Genomic DNA, 21,795 nt, shown 5'->3' on the forward strand with positions numbered 1-21,795 from the left:
CGACGACAGCGCGGTCGCCGCTTCGAACATGCTGACCGTTCCATGCCGGACGGCGCTGACTTCGCGTTCCCGGTCTCGGACGACGTACAGCGCGGCGCCGAGCAATTCAGGCGAGGCCGGCGCTCCGTCAAGCTGGAACCGTTCGAGAATCGAATGGGCGTGCGGAGAAAGTACGAACCGACGTGGAAACCCTGCGCACGCAGGATTGCCACGGCGTACGCGGTGACCGATCCTTTGCCCGCTGTCCCGGCGACGTGCGTGATTCGCAGCTCGTTCTGCAGTTCGCCGAGCGCTGACCTGCCCAACGCGAACTACGGCTCGTCGAACTTCGACTCCATCGTGGACGCGGACGGCAACAACATCGGCTTGTCCCTGTTCGCCGGGTACAGCGCGAACGAGCGCCAGGCGCTGTCGCTAGCCACGGTCAACCCCGACGTTCCGCTGTCGCACGGTGTCGTCATGTCAGCCGACGATCAGCAACACCGGACAGCACACCCTCCAGCGCGGCAGCCGCGCCCCGTACTGGCCCCGAACAGCCCCACAGGCAGCCCGGCCACCGCGGGATGGTGGCCCAGGTCGTCCAGCGCACGCAGCGACCTGTCCCGCAGCAGTCCGATGTCGAACCGCCGCCGGCCGCCCGCCGACTCGGCACGGTCCTCCTCTTCGCTCAGCATATCGAACAGCAGCCTCGCGAAGCGGTGGTCCGGGCGACCGCCTGGTTGCAGGGCTGTGCCGCGAATTACCTGAACCGTGAGCAAAACCACCACTCCGGCAGCGTCGACCGGTACGGCGAAGGCTCCCTCGACCACCGACGTCCCGATGCCTACAGTGAACGACTCCGTTATGGCTTCCTCCTCCGACCACGTCGAATCGAATCCGGATATCCGCACCGGCAAGAAGCCAAACCAGCACGTTCGCGCGGAGTTCCGCCAGCGGATGCACTCAGGATGCGTGATCATCCTTGCGAGGGCGACCAGGCTCCGGACGTGAGCGGGCTTCCGGCCCGTTGTGGGTCCAGATCAGGTGTTGACGCAGCGACGTGAGTCTGCCGGTTTCCGGCCTATCGCGGTTCGCTCTGCGGGAGGTGAAATACGCGCCACCCAGGATCGCCACACAGCCGGTGATCTGCAGCGGCGAAGGGCGTTCGCCGAGTACCGAGGCCCCCAGCGCCAGCGCGCCGATCGGCGTCAGCATGAGGAGGGCCGCACCCACCTCACTGGGCAGGCGCGGTGTCGCGAGCGCGACAAGCAGCCACCCGGCAACCTGCCCGCCGAAAGCGACCAATACCAGCCAACCGAATCGTGCCCAGCCCGGCGCCAGAGTCATGCCGTTCCAAAGGAATCCCGCCCCCAGCGACACCAGCGCCGCACTGAGCACCACGTACTGATAGGTCTGAACAATCCTGCCTTCGCTTCCGCCGCGCCGCAGCAGGAAGAGAAATCCCGAGTAGCATGCGGCTGCCAGAAGGGCGTGGACGGTGCCGGCCAGCGGCCGGCTGCCGCCAGCTCCCTCTCCGAGGACGCCGCCTGTGAGCACGATCCCGATGATCATGACGGGCAGGACCGCCAGGAACCGCCGGCTGATCGGCTCGCGGTCCACCGCCAGGGCGAGCAGCGGCACGATCACCACCTGGGCGTTGACCAGCACGGTCGACAGGCCCGCACCGACCTCGCCGATCGCTTGCGTCCACCACAGCGCGTCGCCGGCGAAGAGCAGCCCGGCCGCCAGTGCGTACAGCCGTTGCCGGTTCGTCGGCGCGCCTTCGCGACGCCACTCGTAAATCACCAGCGGCAGCAGCATCACTGCGGCGAGCGCGCACCGGTAGAGGGTCGCCGTCCCCGGCGAGGCACCCGAGATTCCGATCAACACCGCCGAGGTGGAGACGCCGAGCGCCCCTGCTGCCATCGACCACGGCGACGAGAGCATCGACGGCCATGACGTCGACGATTCCGCACGGCCCATGAATCCTCCCAACCGGCGCGGATCGCCGCGACCGAGCAGGCAGCGTGGTAGATCATCGCGTGGCTGACTCCAGCGGAGATCCTGCTACCGGTACTGTAGTTCCACTCACCCTCGGAATAGCCGAAGTCGGTCTGGGCCCACAGCCAAAGCCCGCTCCCCGTTCCCCCGTGGTAGCTGACACTGCTGTCCTCGTAGAACTCTTTGGTGCAGTAGCCCCAATGGCCGACACCCAGGTGGTTGTCGCACTCACCGGTGCGATAGCGCTTCCAGGCACTTCCGGTCCACAGGTCGTTACCCCAGGCCGCAGTCGCGGCCGACCCGCCCGTGTCCTTCACCCACAGGACGTCGCCATAGGGCTGGAAACACGCCTCCACCCCGGTGTAGTCGACGCAGCCGATGAAGTACGTGTCGAAATCGGGCGTCCCCGCCTGGGCCACGTCGACCTCGAAATCGTCGAGCGCGGTCCGGGCGGCACCGCCCGCGGGCGGTGCGCCGAGCACAAGCCCCGCCACGGCCAGCAGCAGCGCTGCAGCGAAAGCCGATCGTCTTTCCGGCAAAACGTTCGTTTCACCCTGAAACTCCTTCCGGTAAGCCGGTCCCCGTGCGGCTCCCACCGCCGGGGCGAAACAATGGTGGCGAAATCACCACGAGCATGCCGTTTTCGGCGAGAATGACGGGCAGGCGGCCACCGGCCGCCTGCCCGTCGCCCCGGGCGACCGGCCGTTCCGGACGAACCACCGGTGTGCCCGCATGGATTCCCCCGACCACCGCGCCCTCCTCCCCCGGTTCGCCCAGGACGACCGGACCGCCAAGGAGGACGGGAAAGACACTTCCGCATCTGCCTTTCCAAACACCTTGCCAAGCCCCCAGCCGACGGCAAGCCAGGTGCCTGAACTGCGCTTTCTGCTGCTGGGGCCGGTCGAGGCCCACCTGGGCGACCGTCAGCTCGAGCTGGGACGCCGTCGCGAACGCGCGCTGCTGGCGGTGCTGCTGCTGGAAGCCGGACACGTCGTCCCCACCGAGCGGCTGGCCGACCTGCTGTGGGACAACGCCCCTCCGGCGTCGGCCCGTGCCGCCTTGCACACCCACGTGTCCAGGCTGCGCACCGCCCTCGATCCGGACCGGGACGGCCGCCACGGCTTCCGCCTGCACGCCCACCGCCGCGGCTACCTCGCCGAAGCCGACCCGGACGCGATCGACGCACACCGGTTCACGGGGCTCGTGCGCGCCGCCCGTGCCCTCGGCGAGCCGGGTGCGCGGGCCACCGCGCTGCGGACGGCCCTGGCTCTGTGGCGTGGACCGGCCCTGCAGGATTCCGCTTCTTCCTTGCTCCGGCAACGGCTGGCTGCCGAGCTGACCGAGACGCGGTTCGACGCGACCGAACTCGCCCTGGCCGCGGAACTGCAGTGCGGACGGCACAGTGAGCTCATCGGCGAACTGACCGCGCTGACCGCCGAGCACCCCACCAGGGAGAAGCTGTGGGCCCAGCTGGCGCTCGCTCTCCACCGCTGCGGCCGGCAGGACGATGCACTGCACACCCTCGACCGAGCCCGGCGGCACCTGGTCGACGATCTGGGCATCGATCCCGGACCGCAGCTGCGCCGGCTGCACCAGCGGATCCTGCGCGCCGACCCGGCACTGCGCCCCGGCGCGGAACCGTCGCACGTCCCCGCCGCGCACCATCAGCTCCCCGCGGACATCGCGGACTTCACCGGGCGCCGGGAACACTTGCGGCGCCTGCACGAAGTCGCGGACGACGCGACGTCAGCCACCGCGACGACGATCTGCGTCATCGAGGGAATGGGCGGGACCGGCAAGACCCGGCTGGCCGTCCGCTTCGCCCACCAGCTGGTGCGCCGCCGCCTGTTCGACGAGATCCAGCTGTGGGCCGACCTGCGCGGCTTCCACCCCGAGCAGCCGCCCGCCGATCCCGCGGCCGTCCTGGAGAACTTCCTGCGGCTGCTGGGAGTCGCCGCGCACCAGCTCCCGGCCGATCTCGACGCGCGGGCCGCCCTCTACCGCGGCAGGCTGGCCGGGCGCCGGGCCTTGGTGCTGCTCGACGACGCGGCGTCGGAGGAGCAGATCCGCCCTCTGCTGCCCGGAACCGCGGGCTGTCTCGTCGTGGTGACGAGCAGGCGGACGCTGCCCGGCCTCGACGGCGCCGGTTCCGTTCCGGTCGGCGGGTTCAGCACCGTGGAGGCGCTCGACCTGCTCGACCGGTACGCCGGGAGCGACCGGGTGCGGCGGGAAGCGGACGACGCACGCCGGCTCGCCGACCTGTGCGGGAACCTGCCTCTCGCCGTCGCGGTCACGGCGCGGCACCTGCGGTCCCGCCCGGACTGGCGGCTCGGTGAGCTCGTCCGCCGCCTCGGCACCGGCGAGGACCGGCTCAGCGAGCTGTCCCCGCCCGCACGAGCGGCACGCGCCGTCTTCGACCTGTCCTACCGGGGTCTGCCCGCCGGCCATCAGAGGGTCTTCCGCCTGCTGGCGGTCCACCCGGGACGCGACTTCGAGGTCTGCGCGGTCGCCGCGCTCGCCGGGATCACCGAGGCACCCGCGCAGGCCGTCCTGGACGACCTGCTCGACGAGCACCTGCTGGTGCCGAGCAGCACCCGGCACCGCTACGGCATGCACGACCTCATCCGGCAGTACCTCGGCGAGCGGTCCCGCGAACACGATCCCGAACCGGACCGGCAGGCCGCACTCGACGGCCTCGCCCGCCACTACCTCCTCCGGGCACGCCACGCGACCCTGCTGATCCACCCGCCGGAAACCCGGCGGGTCAGCGCACCGGAGGGTCCGCCGCCCTGGCGCACCGCCGTCGAGGCGGTCGAGTGGACGGAGACGGAGTACGAGAACCTCGTCGCCACCGCGCAGGCCGTGGCGCGCGCACCGGACGCTGTTCTGGCGCTGGAGCTGGTCGCCGCCCTCTACCGGCCCCTGGCCAACCGTGGTCACTCGACCGATCGCATCGCCCTCACCAGGATGGCCGTGCGCATCGCCCGGCAAGCCGGCGACCGCCACGCCGAGGCGCAGTCCCTGGAAGACCTCGGCACCCTCTGCGGCCAGATCGGGGCGGCCGTCGAGTCCCAGGCCTGCAGCCGGCAGGCGTTCGAGATCTGGACCGAGCTGGCCGACCCCGTCGGGCAGCAAGGCTGCCTGGCCGACCTCGGCAACACGTGCCGCCAGCAGGGCGACCACGAGAAAGCCCTCGACTTCCTGCGGCAGAGCCTCGCGATCGCCGTCGCATCCGGCAACCGCCGCGGCGAAGCGTCCGTGCTCAACTTCCTCGGCCTGACCTACCAAGGCACGGCCGAGTTCGAGACCGCGATCGAGCACCTCGCCCGCAGCGCAGCGCTGTTCCACGAGATCGGCAACGACCTCGGTGCGGCGATCGCGCTGGCCAACCGGGGCTGGGCGCACCAGCGCGCCGGGCACCCCGGCGAGGCCGTCGGCTACCACCGGCGCGGCCTGGAGATCTTCCAAGCCATCGGAGACCGCTACAACGAAGCCGAACAGCACTGGGGCATCGCGCAGGCCGCGCACGACTCCGGCGACCCGGACACGGCACGCCCGCACTGGCGCACGGCCATCACGATCCTGCGCGAGATCCAGGCCGTCGACGACGAGGAGGCCACCGAGATGCTCGCCCAGGACGTCCCCGCGATGCCCGAGGTCATCCGCCTCAACACCTGAAAACCGCCCACCGGAAGCGGCCGGCCGCCGATGGCAAGGTGTTCGGCAAGGTCGCCGCGGCACAGTGAGCACGCTGAACCCGGGAGCGGCACCGCTCCGGAACCGATCAGGGGGCGTCGCCGTGGGATCCGAGGGGACCGGCCGGCCGGTGACTCCGCTGTCGGCAGAGGTCCTGCGTGAAGCCGCGCGGCGGCCGCACGCGCCCCCGCGGCTGCTGCGTGCCGCCGACGCGGTCCTGGACGGCAGGTTCACCTGGGACGACGTGGCCGGCGGCCGGTGCGAGCATCCGTTCGCCCAGTCACTGTTCACGCCGAGGGCGGAGGAGACCCTCTGGCCCTACCTCCGCGAGGTCGCCGACGAACTCGCGGAGCCACCGGACCGGCGGGCCGAGCCCGAACCGGCCGCCGAGGACGATGACGAAGACTTCAGTCTCCGGACCTACCGGCGGTGACCGCCGAACTTTCGACCAGGAAGGCACTGATGCAGGACAAGCCCGAACGCGGGCCGGGGTTTTTCGCGGACACCGGCGGCATCAAAGGGATCGCGGCGCAGCTCGAGGACGCCGCGTCGGACATGCGCGCCCGGACCGCGGAGATGCGTGACGTCATGTTCGGCGGCACCACGGAGCCCGGCGCCACCACCGGCCCCGCGCTCGTCTTCGGGGGCACGACCGCGGGAGGCGCCACGCTCGGCCGGAAGTTCGACGACCTGATCGCCGAAGTGGCGAGCTACGGCCAGGCGCTGGGGGAAACGATGAGCGCGGCGGCCGGGCAACTGCGCACGACGGGCGACATCTACGCCCGGACCGAGCACGAGATCAGCGGCAACTAGGAGCTTCATGTCCGCCTTTCCCGAATTCCCCGCTGATCCGAAGAACCTCGGCCAGGCTTTCTTCACTGAGTGTCACGCCTCGCTCGCCAAGAAGATCCACGATGAAACGCCCATGCCGCACCAGATCCTGGACAAGGGCGCCGGGCCCCGTGCGGGCTCGCCCGTACCCGAGCCGGAGGTGTGGCAGCAACGGGTCGACGACGCGATGGCGGACCTGTCGTACTGGCAGAGCTACGCACTCGACGGCGACGTGAGCCTCATTTCCGGCCACGGACCGTGGATGACGTTGGTCGACAAGGGAAACGCCTTGTACAGCAGGGCGTGCAGCGACATGAAGAACGCGGTCGCGGCCATGGACGACGTCTGGAGCGGCACCGCGCACCAGGAGGCCAAGCGTTACCTGCAGACCACGTCCGGACTCGTGGAAGGCTATTGCCCCAGCCCGGGCAGCGGCGAGACGGGAATCATCAACGAAGCCGCCATCCAGCTGGAGGGCGCGTACCTGACGGTGGTGGCGTTCAAGAAGGACCTGTACAACCTGGCCAGGCAGGCGTCCGACGCGCTCGACCAGCTCGACAAGGGCGGGACCGGCGAAGCGATCGGCGTCGGTCTGATCGTCGGCGGGCTCGCACTCGAGGGGCTGGGAGCCGTGCTCCAGAACGCGGAATCGCCGGTGACCGCGTTCGGGGGTGGCGTGCTGTCCGCCCTGGGCGACATCGTCATGAGCAACGGAATCGACAAAGTCGAGAAGCACTACGTGGGCGGCCGGGATCCCGGGGAGATCATGCGCACACTGAGGAACGCGACGACCAAGGCACAGGAGGGCTACTCGGTCGCCGCCGACCGCGCGGGCAGCGATCTGAGCAAGATCTGGGAGGAGATCGACAGCAAGATGACCAACGCCGTCCTGCATCCCCTGTCCGCACCGGCCCCGAACGTCTCGATATCCCCCTCCCTCAAGCTGGCGAGACTCTTCCCCGACGGATGACCAGTACCGCGATCGGCGTCCCTGTCACGCATCAGCGGGGGCACCTCGTGCCGTGCGGCTCCTGAAGCCGGACGGCACGCCTGTTCCGCTGCCCTGCGACCGAGCAGTCGCGATGAGCAGCCTCGACCTTGTTCTCCGCCGTGTAGGACCGGCGCTTGCGAGGAGGCATGAGGACACCCCAAGGCCGATGTTGTTCGGGGCGGGTGCCCCGGATGCCCAGGACGTCGGGGTGTGGCTGATGAGGCTCTGCCCGTGTGGTGGCTTGGAAGGAATGGCCGCCCCGTCGTTCTGGACACACCCTGGCCACTGATTCAGATCTGCTGCGATGATGCGCCCCGGGTCTGGTGCAGGTCTCGTTGTCTGTCCGTTAGGTCAACCGCCGGCGCCACCAGCGGTTCGACGTACACGGGGACACCGATCCGCAGCGCCAACGCCAGGACGTTCCCGAAGCCGAAGAGGAAGGTCAGCCCGATGACGATGCCCATCATCGTGGTGACGAACCTGGTCACGCCGTCCGAGGAGCTCATCACGACCTCCCGCGCATCGACGAGAGGTCGTACGTGCCCTCGATGACCAGCGTCCCGGTCAGCCGGGGCCGATCAGGGTGATGATGGTCTGCGTGGTGCCCCCGACGGGACGCGAACCGCACTAGATCGATTTCAAGGCGACCGAGAGCCCGAGCTTGGCTCGTCGCGATCCGAGGGATGGTCGCCATGATCCCGCAGTCTCGATTGGTCAGGCCGCGGTGTCCGAGGCTGCGACAGCCGGTGACCTCGACGATGCACAGCGACGGTCGGTGACACCAGCCGCGTTCGCGGCGTCGGCCGATGGTGCCCATGCGTTCGATAGGCAGTTGCGGACTTGTCAAGGCCACAGCGCACCGGTCCACCTGATGCGGTTCCCCCAAGTGGAGCAGTCTCCTTCCTACCCTTGGTCGTGGCTATGATCTGCGCATGCCATCACCACTTTCGCGATCAGTCACGCGTATCCTCCAGAAAGCAACCGCTTAGTACGCTCGCGGGCACGAGCCCGTTTCTCAACGACGAGGAGGTCCCCGTGACCGATTCCCCTTCCCGTGTCGCCGTGGTCACCGGTGCCGGCCGTGGCATCGGTGCCGCCGTCGCCGCGCGGCTGGCCGATGACGGCTTCGCCGTCGCGCTGCTGGACCTGGACGAGGCCGGTGTCAAGCAGGGCGCCGAGGCGATCGTCGCCCAGGGTGGCAAAGCCGTCGGTGTCGCGCTGGACGTCACCGAAGCCGAGCAGGTCGAGGCAGCCGTCACCCGGGTCGCCGACGAACTCGGCCCGCCCGTCGTGCTGATCAACAACGCCGGCATCACCCGCGACAACCTGATCTTCAAGATGACCGAGCAGGACTGGGACTCCGTGCTCGGCGTGCACCTCAAGGGCTCGTTCCTGATGACCCGCGCGGTGCAGAAGTACATGACGCAGGAGAAGTACGGCCGGATCGTCAACCTGTCGAGCACGTCGGCGCTGGGCAACCGCGGCCAGGTCAACTACTCCGCCGCGAAGGCCGGCATGCAGGGCTTCACCAAGACCCTCGCCATCGAGCTGGGCAAGTTCAACGTCACCGCCAACGCGATCGCGCCGGGCTTCATCGCCACCGACATGACCGCCGCGACGGCCGAGCGCCTCGGCATGGGCTTCGAGGACTTCAAGGCCGCGGCCGCGACGCAGATCCCGGTGCAGCGCGTCGGCACGCCCGACGACATCGCCCACCTGGCCTCCTTCCTGGTCAGCGAGGGCGCCGGGTTCATCTCCGGCCAGGTCATCTACGCCGCCGGCGGACCGAAGGACTGAGGCAGATGCGCGAGTTCGCTTCTTTGGACGAGTTCGCCGCCGCGGTCGGCGAGCACCTCGGGTACAGCGAGTGGCACACGATCACCCAGGAGCGGGTGAACCTGTTCGCCGACGCCACCGACGACCACCAGTGGATCCACGTCGACGAGCCGATGGCGGCCGCGGGGCCGTTCGGCGGCACGATCGCCCACGGCTTCCTGACGCTGTCGCTGCTCTCGGCGTTCGGCCCGAAGATCTACAAGGTCAACGGGATCAAGATGGGGATCAACTACGGCCTCAACAAGGTCCGCTTCCCGCAGCCGGTGAAGGTCGGTTCGAAGCTGCGCGCCGGCGCCGAGCTGGTGGAGATCACCGACATCCCGGGCGGCAAGCAGGCGGTGTCGAAGTGGACGGTCGAGATCGACGGCGAAGCGAAGCCCGCTTGCGTCGCCGAATGGGTGACGCGTTTCCTCGCGTGACCCTCCGTCACGAGCCGCCACTTTCTCGGGGAAAGATGCGTCCGGGACCCCCTCGGACGCATCTTTCCCTACGAAAGTGAGGCTTTACCCAGTCTACTTTCCGGGGCATACCGACTAGTCGGTATCATGCGATCGAGTGAGAGCTTGAGGAGGCTGGATGAACCCGCCAGGACTCGACCTGGGCCGCCTGCGCGCCCACCTGGACGCGCAGCGCCCCGGCCTGGTCGCCGGGGAGCTGAGCGCGGACGTCGTGGAAGGCGGCCGGTCGAACCTCACCTACGTGGTGGGCGACGGCCGGTCGCGCTGGGTGGTGCGCCGCCCGCCGCTCGGGCACGTGCTGCCCACCGCGCACGACATGACCCGCGAGTTCCGGGTGATCTCCGGCCTGCGCGACACCGCCGTGCCCGTGCCCGAAGCGATCCTGCTCTGCGAGGACGCGGACGTCGTCGGCGCGCAGTTCTACGTCATGAGCTTCGTCGAAGGCACGCCCTACCGGACCGCGGACGAACTCGCGGAACTCGGCGAGACGCGCACCCGGGCCATCGCCGACGCGCTGGTCGACACGCTCGTCGACCTGCACGCGGTCGATCCGGCCACCGTCGGGCTCGGCGACTTCGGCCGGCCCGAAGGCTTCCTGGAGCGGCAGCTGCGGCGCTGGAAGAAGCAGCTCGACGCCTCCCGCAGCCGCGACCTGCCGGGCATCGACGACCTGCACGACCGGCTCGCCGCGGCGGTCCCGGTGTCGGGGAAGCCGTCGATCATCCACGGCGACTACCGCCTGGACAACGTCCTCGTCGACGGAGACGGCAAGATCTCCGCGGTGCTCGACTGGGAGATGTCGACGCTGGGCGACCCGCTGACCGACCTCGCGCTGCTGGTGGCCTACGCCGAGCGCGACAAGGTCTCGCTGCAGTTCGTGTCGAACGCCAGCTCGGCCCCCGGCTACCCGACCACCGACCAGGTCGTCGCCCGCTACGCCGAGCGCTCGGGCCGGGACGTCTCGCAGCTCAACTGGTACGTCAGCTTCGCGTTCTTCAAGCTGGCCGTGATCCTGGAAGGCATCTACTACCGCTACCAACAGGGCCAGACGGTCGGGGCGGGCTTCGAAGGCGTCGGAGCCGGTGTCCCGCTGCTCATCACGCACGGCAACGAGATTCTCAAAGAGGAGAAGTAATGGACTTCGCGTTCGACGAGAAGACCGAGGAGCTGCGCGGGAAGCTCCTCGAGTTCATGGACTCGCACATCTACCCCGCCGAGCCCGTGTTCGAGCAGCAGCTGGCCGAACGCGAAGACCCGTGGGCCATCCCGCCGGTCATGGACGAGCTCAAGGCCGAAGCCCGCAAGCGCGGCCTGTGGAACTTCTTCCTCCCCGGGGAGCACGGCGCGGGGCTGACGAACCTGCAGTACGCGCCGCTCGCGGAGATCACCGGCCGCAGCATCCGGCTCGCCCCGACCGCGCTCAACTGCGCCGCCCCGGACACCGGGAACATGGAAGTGCTGGCCATGTTCGGCAACGAGCAGCAGCAGAAGCAGTGGCTGGAACCGTTGCTGAACGGCGAAATCCGCTCCGCGTTCGCGATGACCGAGCCGGACGTCGCCTCCTCCGACGCCCGCAACATCGAGACCGCGATCCGGCGCGACGGCGACGAATACGTCATCAACGGCCGCAAGTGGTACATCTCCGGCGCGATGAACCCCGCGTGCAAGGTCTTCATCGTGATGGGCAAGACCGACCCGGACGCCGCGCCGCACAAGCAGCAGAGCATGATCCTGGTCCCCCGCGACGCCCCGGGCCTGACGGTCAAGCGCGGCATGCACGTCTTCGGCTACGACGACAGCGACCACGGCGGCCACGCCGAGGTGCTCTTCGAGGACGTCCGCGTGCCGGTCGAGAACCTGATCGCCGGCGAGGGCGACGGCTTCGCGATCGCCCAGGCCCGCCTCGGCCCGGGCCGGATCCACCACTGCATGCGCGCCATCGGCATGGCCGAGCGCGCGCTGGAGCTCATGTGCCGCCGCGCGATCTCGCGCGAGGCGTTCGGCAAGCCGATCGCGCAGCAGGGCGTCGTGCAGGACTGGATCGCCGAGTCGCGCGTGAAGATCGAGCAGCAGCGCCTGCTCGTGCTCAAGACCGCGTGGCTGATGGACACCGTCGGCAACCAGGGCGCGCACACCGAGATCCAGGCGATCAAGATCTCCACCCCGATCACCGTCGAGTGGATCCTCGACAAGGCCGTGCAGGTGCACGGCGCGGGCGGCGTCAGCCAGGACTTCCCCCTCGCCGCGATGTGGGCGGGCAACCGCACGCTGCGCCTGGCCGACGGGCCGGACGAGGTCCACAAGCGCTCACTCGCCCGGCGTGAGCTGAAGAAGTACCTCTCGGAGGGCGCGAAGTGACTGTCACCGCCGAAGACCTGACCCGCCAGGCGACGGAGTTCCTGGCCGCGCACGACCCGGAGACCACCGACCGGCTGGAGTTCCTGCGGGCCCGGTTCGACGCCGGTCTCGCCTGGGTCCACTTCCCCGCCGGCCTCGGCGGGCAGAACGCGCCGCGCGCGCTGCAGTCCGCTGTGGACAGTGTGTTCACCGAGGCGGGCGCGCCGGACAACAACCCGCGCCGGATCGGCATCGGCCTCGGCATGGCCGCGCCGACCATCCTCGCCTTCGGCACGCCGGAGCAGCGCGAGCGCTTCCTGCGTCCACTGTGGACCGGCGAGGAGGTGTGGTGCCAGCTGTTCTCCGAGCCGGGCGCCGGCTCCGACCTCGCGGCACTGGGCACGCGGGCCGTCCGCGACGGCGACGACTGGATCGTCACCGGCCAGAAGGTGTGGACGTCGGGCGCGCACGAGTCGCAGTGGGCGATCCTGGTCACCCGCACCGACCCGGACGTCCCGAAGCACCAGGGCATGACGTACTTCCTGTGCGACATGACCGCGCCGGGCGTCGAGGTCCGGCCGTTGCGCCAGATCACCGGCGAGGCCGAGTTCAACGAGGTCTTCCTGACCGAGGTCCGGATCCCGGACACCCAGCGCCTCGGCGCGGTCGGCGAAGGCTGGAAGGTCGCGCAGACGACGCTGATGAACGAGCGCGTCGCGATCGGCGGGCACGTCCAGCCGCGCGAGGGCGGGCTGATCGGGATCGTCGCGAAGACCTGGCGCGAACGGCCCGAGCTGCGCACACCCGAGCTGCGTGACCGGCTCGTGCAGCGCTGGGTCGAGGCGGAGACGCTGCGGCTGGCCGGCACGCGGTTGCGCCAGCAGCTCACGGCAGGGGCGCCCGGGCCGGAGGGTTCGGCCATGAAGGTCGCCTTCTCGGAGCTGAACCAGGCCCTGACCGGGCTGGAGGTCGAGCTGCTCGGCGACGAGGGCCTGGCCTACGACGACTGGACGTTCCGGCGCCCGGCGATCGTCGACTTCACCGGCCGCGAAGCCGGCTACCGCTACCTGCGCGCGAAGGGGAACTCCATCGAGGGCGGCACCTCGGAGGTCCTGCGCAACATCATCGCCGAGCGCGTGCTGGGGCTGCCCTCGGAGCCGCGCGTCGACAAGGACGTCGCCTGGAAGGACCTCCCCCGATGACTGACCTGCTGTATTCGGACGTCGAAGAGGACCTGCGATCGTCGGTCCGGGACCTGCTCAAGGCCAAGGCCGACGCTGCGGCCCTGCTGGCCCGCGTCGAGACGGCCGAGGGCTACGACCTGAAGCTGTGGCGCACGCTGGCCGACGAGGTGGGCGTGGCCGGGCTGGCGGTGCCCGAGGAGCTGGGCGGGCACGGCGCGTCGGCCCGCGAGGTGGCCGTGGTGGCCGAGGAGCTGGGCCGCAGCGTGGCGCCGGTACCGTTCCTCGGCAGCGTGGTGCTGGCGACGACGGCGCTGGTCCGGGCGGGCGCGGGCGACTTCGTCCGCCGGCTCGCGACGGGCTCGGCGATCGGCGCGCTGGCCGTGCCGCTGTCGACGGCGCCGGGGGCGGGTTTCCCGTCTTCGGTGACGGCGTCGCCTTCCGGGACCTTGAGCGGCCGGGTGGGCACGGTCGCCGACGCGTCGGTGGCGGACCTGCTGGTCGTCCCGGCCGCGGGTCCGGACGGGCCGGGGCTGTACGTGGTCGAGGCCCCGGCGGCGACGGTGTCGGAGCTGGTGTCGTTCGACCTGACGCGCCGGGTGGCCGACGTGGAGCTCGCGGACGCGCCGGCGGTGCTGGTGGCGTCGGGCCCGGCCGCGGCGTCGGCGCTGGAGGAGGCGCTGCTGTTCGGGGCGGGGATCCTGGCGTCGGAGCAGACCGGCGTGGCCGAATGGGCCTTGACGGAGACGGTGTCGTACCTCAAGGGCCGGTACCAGTTCGGCCGTCCGGTGGGCGGGTTCCAGTCGCTCAAGCACCGGCTGGCGAACCTCTACACGGACCTGGTGCTGGCCCGCGCGGCGGCGCGCTATGCGGCGGACTGCCTGGCGACGGGCACCGACGTGCCGATCGCGGTGGCGGTCGCCCAGGCCCGGAACGCCCCGATCGCGGTGAAGGCCACCGAGGAAGCCATCCAGCTGCACGGCGGCATCGGGATGACGTGGGAGCACCCGGCGCACCTGTACCTGAAGCGCGCCAAGGCGGACGAGCTGGCGTTGGGGACGCCGGGCAAGCACCGGGCCCACCTCGCGGAGCTGGTCAACCTCCCCGCGTAGTCCCCGGCCGTTGTCCGTGAAGGCCTCCTTGCCGGCCAAAGAAGCCGGTAAGGAGGCCTTCACGGCTTTTCAGGGGGCGGCGGGCCACTCGCGAGGCAAAAGGGAGGCAAAAGTGCCCGGCTTCCCATGGTTCTCCCCACCCGTCGGGATCTAACCTGGCGTCATGGAATTCGCCGTCGCGCCGACGGATGCCGGTACGCCCGCCGCGCTGGAGGAAATGACCGTCGTCGTCGGCGGTCACCGGCACAGCGCGCTGGCGGCCGGGCCCGAAACGGGCGAACTCGTCCTGCTGCTGCACGGCTGGCCGGAATTCGCCGATGCCTGGACCGAGCAGCTGCACGCCCTCGGCGAAGCCGGCTACCGCGCCATCGCCGTCGACCAGCGCGGCTACGCCCGCCAAGCGCGTCCCGACGGCGTCGAGCACTACACGATCGAGCACCTGGTCGGCGACGCTCTCGCGTTCGCCGAAAGCCAGGGCGCCGAGCGGTTCCACCTGGTCGCCCGCGACTGGGGCGGCATGGTCGCGTGGGCGCTGGCCACCGCGTACCCGCACCGGCTGCGATCGCTGACGGTGCTGTCCACCCCGCACCCGTCGGCCCTGCAGCGCGCGGCCGCCACCGACGACGGGCAGTTCCACGACCTCGGTTACATCCGCTTCTTCCGCCGTGGCGTCGGCAAAGCCGAGAAATTCCTCTTACGCGACGAAGCCGCGCAATTACGCGCTGTCTACAACCGCCGGATTCCGGCCGAATTCGTGGAAAGCGCCGTCGCCCGCCTTTCCGAACCGGGCGCGCTGACCGCGACGCTGAATTGGTACCGCGGCGCCACGAACGACGTATTCCACGTCCCGGCCGGCCGCATCACCGTGCCGACGCTCTACCTGTGGGGCAGCGAGGACCCGTACCTCGGCCAGAGCGCCGCGGAGCTGACCGTCCACCACATCGACGCGGAGTACCGCTTCCAGATCGTCGAGGGCGCGAGCCAGTGGATGGCGATGGAAGCTCCCGACGAGGTGAGCGCGCACCTGCTGGACCACCTCCGGCAGCACTAGCCGGTCTTGCGGACCAGCCCGGTGTAGCCGACCAGCGCGAGCGTGGCCAGCGCCCAGATCGCGGCCTGCACCAGCCAGATCGCCACCGTGAACCACTGACCGGCGGCGATCCCGGTGTTGAGGTCGCACCGTCCGCGCACCCCGGGCGAGAGCGGCAGCCCGCGGTCGAGGCCGACGCCGATGAGTTCGACGGTCGTGCAGGGAGTACCGCGAGCGGCCGTGAGGTCCGCGGTGCGCTCGGCGGCGCGATGGCCCGCGTCGCCGACGTGCCCGGCCCAGAACCCGAGTCCCCCGGCGGCGACCACCGCCAGCAGCAGCACGGCCGCCGTCCGCCGGGCCCGGTAGCCGTACCCGGCCAGGGCGCCCCACAGCCAGTGGAACCGCCGGGCCGGCCAGCCGCCGATCGCTTCGGGGGCTCGCCGCTGGAGGTCCCGCTGCTGGGCGATGAGGATCTGCCGGGCGTTGCCATCGTGCCCGGCGGCCCGCTCCGCCGCGGCCAGCTGCTGGTACGGCCCGGGCCGGTATTCGGCGGTGTGCGAGCGGATCAGGTCGAGCCACTCGCGCCAGGTGACGTCGCCGAGCGAGCCGAACCGGAAGCCGTCGAGGTCCACCAGGCCGCCGGGAGGAACCAGCCCGGCGGGGAAGAAGACCGGCCCGTCGACCACGGCGTCCTGGAGGCTCACGAGGGTCCCGCCGGTGGCTCCGATCTCGGCGCCGGTGAAGGTCAGCTGACCGCCGAGGTGCGCGCCGGGCAGGCCGACCGTCGCGTCCGGGCCTGCGCCGGTCGCCGTCAGGCCGGTCAGGCGCAGGCTGCCGTCCACCTGGAGACGGTCACCGGTCAGGGCCGGTCCGCTCTCGTTGGCGAGTACGGCATCCACCAGGTAGAGGTGGCCCTTGACGTGCGCATTCATCAGGCTGACCGGCCCGTGCTCCCCCGCGCCGACCGCCCGCAGGCCGGTGGCGTGGACGCTGCCTCCGACCCGGATGCTGTCGGCGCTCAGCGCGCGACCACGCGGGTTGGCGAGCTTCGCGCCGCCGAGGTTCACCTGGCCGTCGATCCGGGCGCCGAGCAGGGAGATGACTCCGGTCGCGGTGACGCCGGTGGCGTACAGGCCGCCGGCCCGGAGACGGTCGGCTCCCACGGCCGGGCCGCTGTCGTTGGCCAGCACGGCGTCCCCGAGGTCGACCTGACCGCCGACCCGGGCGCCGAGGAGGCGGAACGCGCCCCCCTCGCCCGCGCCGGTCACCGTGGCGCCCGCCAGGTTCAGGTCGCCGTCGACAAGCGCGCTGTCCGCGTGCAGCGCGGGCCCGGATTCGTTGGTCAATACCGCTTCGCCCAGGTGGATCTCACCGGATACGCGCGCCCCGAGCAGACGGACCGCGCCGCTGTCTCCGGTGCCGGCCGCCTGGAGGCCGATGCCTTTGACCGCCCGGCACTCGAGGTCGTCGAGGAACAGCGCGGGGCCGTCGCCGCTGCGGATCTCCGCGCGGGCGAAGACGGTCAGGCCGTCGACGCGGGCATCGCGCAGGCAGATCACGCCGAAGTCCCCGGAGCCGGTCGCGCGGACCCCGCTCAGGTCGAGGTCGTGGCCGATCCGGACGGCGGTGCCGTCGAACCCGGCGATCCGGCTGCCGGAGAGGTCGAGCCACGGGAGCCGGGCCCGCCGCGCACTGATCGTGTTCACGACCACGCAATCGACCAGCGCCAGGCCGACTCCGGCCTCGACGTGGTCGAGGTCGAGCGTCCCCGCGATCCGGGCGCCTGCGACGCGCACCCCGCGGGGGTCCACCGGACCGCGGAGGCCGAGCAGCAGCTCGCGCAGGACCGCGGCCCGCACCGGAGCGTCGGTCACGTAGGCGAGGCCGCGACGGGCGGCGTCGACCAGTTCCCGCTCCGCTCCGGTCAGCTTGTCGAGAACAGGCAGCGTCACCCCGCCAACTAACCAGGCGGCCGGAGCGCGTCCAGGAGCAGGTCCGCGTAGTGGTCGCCGACCTGGCGCGCCGACAGCGTGCCGCCGCGGCGGTACCACGAGCCCAGGTGGTGGACCGACCCGAAGAAGAAGTCGACCACCACGTCGGCCGGCTTGTCCGTGCGGAACTCGCCCGACGCCTGCCCTTCCTCGACCAGGCCGCGGAAACGCTCGTGGTACTTGCGGCGCTCCGCCCGCACCGCCTTCTGCTTGTCCGGCGACAGCTGGTGCATCGACTGCAGGAAGATCGTGTTGTCGTCGAGGTTGTCGATGCTGGACACCACGACGTCGGACGCCGCCGCGGCGAGGCGTTCGCGCAGCGGGGCGCTCGACGAGGCGACGCTCTCCAGCTGGCGGGTCTGCTCGCGCAGCACCCGGGCGTAGATCTCGTAGAGCAGGTCGTCCTTCGAGCCGAAGTAGTGGTACATCGCGCCCTTGGTGACGCCCGCGGCCTCGACGATCTCCTGGACCGACGTGCGGTCGAAGCCCTTCTTGGCGAACAGCTTCGTGGCGTGCTCCAGCAGCCGGCGCGGCACGGCGGCCTGGTCGTCGCCGGCCGCCTCGCCCGGCTTGCGGGTGCTTGCTCGCGTCACGGCAAGACCCCCTCCTCGAAAGTCGAACGCACAGGATAACGGCTCAGCCGGCCCAGGACAGGAACCGCCGCGGGTTGTCGACGAGCATGGTCGTGATGTCCGTTTCGGACACCCCGCGTTCCCGCAGCGCGGGCAGCACGTCCCGCGTGATGTGCAGGTAGTGCCAGTTGGGCGTGAGCACCGGCAGCTGCTCGGCGGGCAGCCAATCGATGTAGCAGGACGCGTCGTGCGAGAGCACCATGCTGCCCGCGTAGCCGCGCTCGCACATCGCCGCGACCGTGGCCACCCGCTCCTCGAACGGCAGCAGCAGGTCGAGCCCGAACCGGTCCATGCCGAGCAGCGACCCGCGGTCGGCCAGCTCGGTCAGGTAACCGAGGTCGGTCGAGTCGCCGGAGTGCCCGACCAGCACCTTGCCCAGGTCGACGCCCTCCTCTTCGAAGATCGCCTGCTGCTCCAGGCCCCGCCGGGTGCCCGCGTGCGTGTGGGTCATGATCGGCGCGCCGGTTTCGACGTGCGCCTTCGCGACCGCTCGCAGCACGCGCTCGACACCCGGGGTCACGCCCGGCTCGTCGGTGGCGCACTTGAGCAGCGCCGCCTTGACACCGGTGCCCGAGATCCCGTCCCGGATGTCCCCGACGAACATCCCGACCAGGGGATCCTCGCCCTGCAGCATCGTGCCGGGCCCGCGGAAGTGCAGGTAGTGCGGCACGTCGTTGTAGGTGTAGAGCCCGGTGGCGACGACGATGTTGACGTCGACCTCGGCGGCGACCCGCTGCACCCGCGGGATGTAGCGGCCCAGGCCGATCACCGTCGGGTCGACGATCGTGTCGATCCCGGCGTCCTTCAGCTCCTTGAGCCGCCGGATCGCCTCGGGGACGTGCACTTCTTCCTTGAACCCGTCGTCGTCCGGGTAGTTGGCGACGAACTCGGGGCTGAGCACGAAGAGGTGCTCGTGCATCAGCACCCGGCCCAGCGCTTCCGGCGCGATCGCGCCGCGGACGGTCTCGACCATCAGCCCCTCGCCCTCAGCTCGCGGCGCAGGATCTTGCCGCTGGTGGTCTTCGGCAGCTCGTCGAGGACTTCGATGGTGCGCGGGTACTTGTAGGCGGCCAGCCGTTCCTTGCACCAGGCGACCAGTTCCGCGGGGTCGGCGGTCGCGCCCGGCGCGGGGCTGACGTACGCCTTGACCGTCTCGCCGCGGTACTCGTCGGCGATCCCGACGACGGCGGCCTCACGGACCGCCGGGTGCGTGTACAGGACGTCTTCGACCTCGCGGGGCCAGACCTTGAAGCCGGACGCGTTGATCATGTCCTTCTTGCGGTCGACGACGTAGACCCAGCCGCGCTCGTCCATGAACCCGATGTCGCCGGTGAGCAGCCGCCCGCCGGGCAGCGACTCCGCCGTCGCGTCCGGGCGGTTCCAGTAGCCGGAGACGACCATCGGGCCCTCGACGGCGATCTCGCCCGGCTGCCCGAACGGCAGCTCTTCGCCGTTCTCGCCGAGGATCCGGACGATCGTGTCCGGCACCGGCAGGCCGATCGAGATCGTGCCGGACTCCGGGTCGATCGGCGCCTCGAGGGTGCCCGGGACGACGACGCAGCCGGCCGTCGTCTCGGTGAGGCCGTAGCCGTTGTGGATGTAGTGCCCGGTCTTCGCGCGGAACGCCTCGACGACGGCGGGTGGCAGCGCGGCGCCGCCGGAGTACAGCAGCGCGAACGACGAGAAGTGCTCGCGGCTGAAGGACGGGTGCGCCATCAGCGCCATGTAGGCGGTGGACGGCCCGACCGTGTACGACGGCCGGTGCTCGAGGAAGGCGTCGAGCACGACCCCGGCGTCGAAGCGGTAGGCGAGGGCGAGCGTGCCGCCGATGTCGATCGCGGAGCCGACTTCGCAGACCATGCCGGTGATGTGGAACAGCGGCGCGAGCCCGAAGAGGGTCGAGCCCTCGGGGAGACCGCTGAACGAGCCGAGGCCCGCGGCGTTGGTGCCGATGTTGCCGTGGGTGTTGGTGGCGCCCTTCGGTGTGCCGCTCGTGCCGGAGGTGTAGCTGATCAGCGCGGTGTCGTCGAGCGCGAACGCGGGTTCGGGCGGCTTCGGGCCCGGCGTGGCGGCGGCTTCGAGGAGTTCGGTGGCGCCCGGGGTCTCTTCGCGGGTGACCTTGCCCAGCACGCGTTCGTCAGTGCGCGTCTGAAACTCCAGCTCGCTGGTGGTGAGCGCGATGCCGACGCCGTTGGCCGCGGCCGTCTCGCCGATGTAGGCGTTCCAGCCGCGCTGCGAGCAGACGACCGCCTTGACGCCGGCGTCGGTGAAGACGTGGGTCAGCTCGCGCTCGCGGTACATCGGGTTGACCGGCACCACGATCCCGCCGGCCTTCCACGCGCCGAGCAGCGCGATGACGAACTGCGGGATGTTCTGCAGCACCAGGGCGAGCCGGTCGCCGCGGGCGAAGCCGCTCTTCGTGAGGTAGCGGGCGACGCCGTCGGAGAGCTCGTCGACCTCGCGGTAGCTCAGCCGCGCGTCGAAGTAGGCGATCGCGGCCCGGTCGGGGACGTGGTCCACCGCGCGGCGGAACGACTCGGGCAGCGTCGTCGGCTTCGCCGGTTCCGCCGTCCGCACTCGTTCGTCGTAGCTCGCGAGCCAGGGCTTCGCGTCGTACCAGCTCATCCAGTGACCTCCCTTGGACACCGACCGGTCGGTATGCCGACGCTAGGAGGCCACGGCGGCCCGCGTCAAGACCCGGCTCCGCCACGGAAATGCAGAACTCTCCTTTCACCGGTGAATACGGCCGCCGGTTCGGAATGGTTCACCTTTTCCCTATTTCTCACTTCGCCCTGGACAAACCCCTGGTGAAGCCACCACGATTGCTCCGCGACCGACTCGGCCGCACCATTCGGAACAACCGCGCGCTGCCCGTGTGGACCCTCTATGTTCACGCTAACTTGGAGTGATTCATGCCTGCTACCGGTGGACGACACCGCCTCTCGCGGCGGACGAAGATCGCGACGGCGGCCCTCGGCCTCGGGATCGCGGCCGGGGCGCTGGTGATCGCGACGACCGTCGGCGACCCCGGCGCCGCCAGCGCCGCCACGGGAGGCCAGATCAGCTGCCCCGACGTCGCCTCGCAGCTCCCCGCGATTCCCGCTCAGGCCCAGGCCGAGGTGCAACGCAACCTCGGCCTGCTGAACACGCAGATCGCCGAGGCGAACAACCGCCTCGTCACCACCGCCGGGCAAGGCGGCCCCAACTTCGTGCAGAACGCCATCCTGGGGCCGCTCCAGGACAAGCGGGCGTCGACGATCGACCGGATCGCCATCGCCATCGGCCGCCAGGGCGAGAAGCCGCAGAACCTCGGCGGGCTCGCCGCGTGCTCGCTGGGTGGGCAGGCGAACACCGGCGCCGGCACGGTGTCGACCGCTCCGGCGACGGCACCGGCGCAAGGGACCGGGAACACGGGGAACACGGGCGGCAACGCCGGGCAGATCAGCTGCCCGGACGTCGCTTCGCAGCTCCCGGCCATCCCCGCACAGGCCCAGGCCGAGGTCCAGCGCAACCTCGAGCTGCTGAACACGCAGATCGCCGAAGCGAACAACCGGCTCGTCACCAGTGCCGGCGAAGGTGGCGCGAACTTCGTGCAGAACGCGATCCTCGGCCCGCTCGAGGACAAGCGCGTCGCGACCATCAACCGCATCGCCACGGCGATCGGCCGCAACGCCGACAAGCCGCAGGGCCTCGACGCCCTCGCCCCCTGCAGCCGGTGAG

The 21,795-nt window shown here is 70.6% G+C and carries 20 protein-coding genes; 12 read left to right on the top strand and 8 right to left on the bottom strand.

The features are described 5' to 3' along the window. Nucleotides 1-473: 473 nt before the first annotated feature. Genes AB0M83_RS17685 through AB0M83_RS17695 form a run of 3 tightly spaced genes read right to left on the bottom strand, consistent with a single transcriptional unit; the run spans nt 474 to nt 2,576 of the window. Nucleotides 474-959: a hypothetical protein gene (locus AB0M83_RS17685; protein ID WP_364518195.1), complete on the bottom strand. Its 486-nt coding sequence runs from the start codon at nt 957-959 to the stop codon at nt 474-476. Continuing rightward, a complete protein-coding gene (locus AB0M83_RS17690) occupies nt 943-1,962 on the bottom strand; it encodes a DMT family transporter (RefSeq protein ID WP_364518196.1) in 1,020 nt (339 codons plus the stop codon). The genes AB0M83_RS17685 and AB0M83_RS17690 overlap by 17 nt, the downstream gene beginning before the upstream one ends. Beyond that, complete coding sequence (locus AB0M83_RS17695) at nt 1,863-2,576, bottom strand: hypothetical protein (RefSeq protein ID WP_364518197.1); 714 nt, start codon at nt 2,574-2,576, stop codon at nt 1,863-1,865. Before AB0M83_RS17695 ends, AB0M83_RS17690 begins: the two co-directional genes overlap by 100 nt. 271 nt (nt 2,577-2,847) lie before the next feature. On the opposite strand from AB0M83_RS17695, the gene AB0M83_RS17700 reads away from it, so the two are divergent. The 4 genes from AB0M83_RS17700 (at nt 2,848) to AB0M83_RS17715 (ending at nt 7,477) form a co-directional block, all read left to right on the top strand. Further along, on the top strand, nt 2,848-5,658 hold the full coding sequence (locus AB0M83_RS17700) for a BTAD domain-containing putative transcriptional regulator (RefSeq protein ID WP_364518198.1): 2,811 nt from the start codon (nt 2,848-2,850) through the stop codon (nt 5,656-5,658). 121 nt (nt 5,659-5,779) lie between these two features. Continuing rightward, nucleotides 5,780-6,109 (top strand): hypothetical protein, encoded by a 330-nt coding sequence (locus AB0M83_RS17705; protein WP_364518199.1) that lies wholly within the window; start codon nt 5,780-5,782, stop codon nt 6,107-6,109. A 29-nt stretch (nt 6,110-6,138) separates the two neighbouring features. Next, nucleotides 6,139-6,489 (top strand): hypothetical protein, encoded by a 351-nt coding sequence (locus tag AB0M83_RS17710; RefSeq protein WP_364518200.1) that lies wholly within the window; start codon nt 6,139-6,141, stop codon nt 6,487-6,489. A gap of 7 nt (nt 6,490-6,496) precedes the next feature. After that, complete coding sequence (locus AB0M83_RS17715) at nt 6,497-7,477, top strand: hypothetical protein (RefSeq protein WP_364518201.1); 981 nt, start codon at nt 6,497-6,499, stop codon at nt 7,475-7,477. A gap of 311 nt (nt 7,478-7,788) precedes the next feature. Here AB0M83_RS17715 and AB0M83_RS17720 read toward each other — a convergent pair whose 3' ends face one another. Next, nucleotides 7,789-8,004: a hypothetical protein gene (locus AB0M83_RS17720; protein WP_364518202.1), complete on the bottom strand. Its 216-nt coding sequence runs from the start codon at nt 8,002-8,004 to the stop codon at nt 7,789-7,791. Between the two features lie 529 nt (nt 8,005-8,533). Between AB0M83_RS17720 and fabG the strand changes: the two genes are divergently transcribed. The 7 genes from fabG to AB0M83_RS17755 all read left to right on the top strand — a co-directional run bounded on the left by fabG (nt 8,534) and on the right by AB0M83_RS17755 (nt 15,473). Next, entirely contained in the window at nt 8,534-9,295 is a 762-nt protein-coding gene (fabG, locus tag AB0M83_RS17725; RefSeq protein ID WP_364518204.1) for a 3-oxoacyl-ACP reductase FabG, read from the top strand. Between the two features lie 5 nt (nt 9,296-9,300). After that, a complete protein-coding gene (locus AB0M83_RS17730) occupies nt 9,301-9,753 on the top strand; it encodes a MaoC family dehydratase (RefSeq protein ID WP_364518206.1) in 453 nt (150 codons plus the stop codon). Between the two features lie 157 nt (nt 9,754-9,910). Next, nucleotides 9,911-10,927: a phosphotransferase family protein gene (locus AB0M83_RS17735; RefSeq protein WP_364518207.1), complete on the top strand. Its 1,017-nt coding sequence runs from the start codon at nt 9,911-9,913 to the stop codon at nt 10,925-10,927. After that, complete coding sequence (locus AB0M83_RS17740) at nt 10,927-12,150, top strand: acyl-CoA dehydrogenase family protein (protein WP_364518209.1); 1,224 nt, start codon at nt 10,927-10,929, stop codon at nt 12,148-12,150. Before AB0M83_RS17735 ends, AB0M83_RS17740 begins: the two co-directional genes overlap by 1 nt. Then, nucleotides 12,147-13,331: an acyl-CoA dehydrogenase family protein gene (locus tag AB0M83_RS17745; protein ID WP_364518211.1), complete on the top strand. Its 1,185-nt coding sequence runs from the start codon at nt 12,147-12,149 to the stop codon at nt 13,329-13,331. The genes AB0M83_RS17740 and AB0M83_RS17745 overlap by 4 nt, the downstream gene beginning before the upstream one ends. Beyond that, the gene (locus tag AB0M83_RS17750) at nt 13,328-14,422 is read left to right on the top strand and encodes an acyl-CoA dehydrogenase family protein (protein ID WP_364518213.1); all 1,095 of its coding nucleotides are present in this window, start codon (nt 13,328-13,330) and stop codon (nt 14,420-14,422) included. The genes AB0M83_RS17745 and AB0M83_RS17750 overlap by 4 nt, the downstream gene beginning before the upstream one ends. A 163-nt stretch (nt 14,423-14,585) precedes the next feature. After that, nucleotides 14,586-15,473, top strand: a complete 888-nt coding sequence (locus AB0M83_RS17755) for an alpha/beta hydrolase (RefSeq protein ID WP_364518215.1) — start codon at nt 14,586-14,588, stop codon at nt 15,471-15,473. On the opposite strand, the gene AB0M83_RS17760 is transcribed toward AB0M83_RS17755, so the two are convergent. The 4 genes from AB0M83_RS17760 to AB0M83_RS17775 are packed head-to-tail and all read right to left on the bottom strand — an operon-like array spanning nt 15,470 to nt 20,700. Further along, on the bottom strand, nt 15,470-17,404 hold the full coding sequence (locus tag AB0M83_RS17760; protein WP_364518217.1) for a hypothetical protein: 1,935 nt from the start codon (nt 17,402-17,404) through the stop codon (nt 15,470-15,472). The genes AB0M83_RS17755 and AB0M83_RS17760 overlap by 4 nt on opposite strands. A gap of 8 nt (nt 17,405-17,412) precedes the next feature. Continuing rightward, nucleotides 17,413-18,036, bottom strand: coding sequence for a TetR/AcrR family transcriptional regulator (locus AB0M83_RS17765; RefSeq protein WP_284740207.1), 624 nt, complete (start codon nt 18,034-18,036; stop codon nt 17,413-17,415). Nucleotides 18,037-18,079: 43 nt separating this feature from the next. Then, a complete protein-coding gene (locus AB0M83_RS17770) occupies nt 18,080-19,048 on the bottom strand; it encodes a phosphotriesterase-related protein (RefSeq protein WP_364518219.1) in 969 nt (322 codons plus the stop codon). Beyond that, complete coding sequence (locus AB0M83_RS17775; protein ID WP_364518221.1) at nt 19,048-20,700, bottom strand: AMP-binding protein; 1,653 nt, start codon at nt 20,698-20,700, stop codon at nt 19,048-19,050. The genes AB0M83_RS17770 and AB0M83_RS17775 overlap by 1 nt, the downstream gene beginning before the upstream one ends. A gap of 287 nt (nt 20,701-20,987) precedes the next feature. On the opposite strand from AB0M83_RS17775, the gene AB0M83_RS17780 reads away from it, so the two are divergent. Continuing rightward, nucleotides 20,988-21,794: a hypothetical protein gene (locus AB0M83_RS17780; protein ID WP_364518223.1), complete on the top strand. Its 807-nt coding sequence runs from the start codon at nt 20,988-20,990 to the stop codon at nt 21,792-21,794. Nucleotide 21,795 lies beyond the last annotated feature (1 nt).

It is taken from the genome of Amycolatopsis sp. NPDC051106, assembly GCF_040682775.1.
Taxonomy (GTDB): Bacteria; Actinomycetota; Actinomycetes; order Mycobacteriales; family Pseudonocardiaceae; genus Amycolatopsis.

Coding starts and splice junctions, on each gene's coding strand:
- AB0M83_RS17685 (WP_364518195.1), bottom strand. CDS start 959: ATGATCACGCATCCTGAGTGCATCCGCTGGCGGAACTCCGCGCGAACG.
- AB0M83_RS17690 (WP_364518196.1), bottom strand. CDS start 1,962: ATGGGCCGTGCGGAATCGTCGACGTCATGGCCGTCGATGCTCTCGTCG.
- AB0M83_RS17710 (WP_364518200.1), top strand. CDS start 6,139: ATGCAGGACAAGCCCGAACGCGGGCCGGGGTTTTTCGCGGACACCGGC.
- AB0M83_RS17715 (WP_364518201.1), top strand. CDS start 6,497: ATGTCCGCCTTTCCCGAATTCCCCGCTGATCCGAAGAACCTCGGCCAG.
- AB0M83_RS17720 (WP_364518202.1), bottom strand. CDS start 8,004: ATGAGCTCCTCGGACGGCGTGACCAGGTTCGTCACCACGATGATGGGC.
- AB0M83_RS17730 (WP_364518206.1), top strand. CDS start 9,301: ATGCGCGAGTTCGCTTCTTTGGACGAGTTCGCCGCCGCGGTCGGCGAG.
- AB0M83_RS17735 (WP_364518207.1), top strand. CDS start 9,911: ATGAACCCGCCAGGACTCGACCTGGGCCGCCTGCGCGCCCACCTGGAC.
- AB0M83_RS17740 (WP_364518209.1), top strand. CDS start 10,927: ATGGACTTCGCGTTCGACGAGAAGACCGAGGAGCTGCGCGGGAAGCTC.
- AB0M83_RS17750 (WP_364518213.1), top strand. CDS start 13,328: ATGACTGACCTGCTGTATTCGGACGTCGAAGAGGACCTGCGATCGTCG.
- AB0M83_RS17755 (WP_364518215.1), top strand. CDS start 14,586: ATGGAATTCGCCGTCGCGCCGACGGATGCCGGTACGCCCGCCGCGCTG.
- AB0M83_RS17770 (WP_364518219.1), bottom strand. CDS start 19,048: ATGGTCGAGACCGTCCGCGGCGCGATCGCGCCGGAAGCGCTGGGCCGG.
- AB0M83_RS17775 (WP_364518221.1), bottom strand. CDS start 20,700: ATGAGCTGGTACGACGCGAAGCCCTGGCTCGCGAGCTACGACGAACGA.
- AB0M83_RS17780 (WP_364518223.1), top strand. CDS start 20,988: ATGCCTGCTACCGGTGGACGACACCGCCTCTCGCGGCGGACGAAGATC.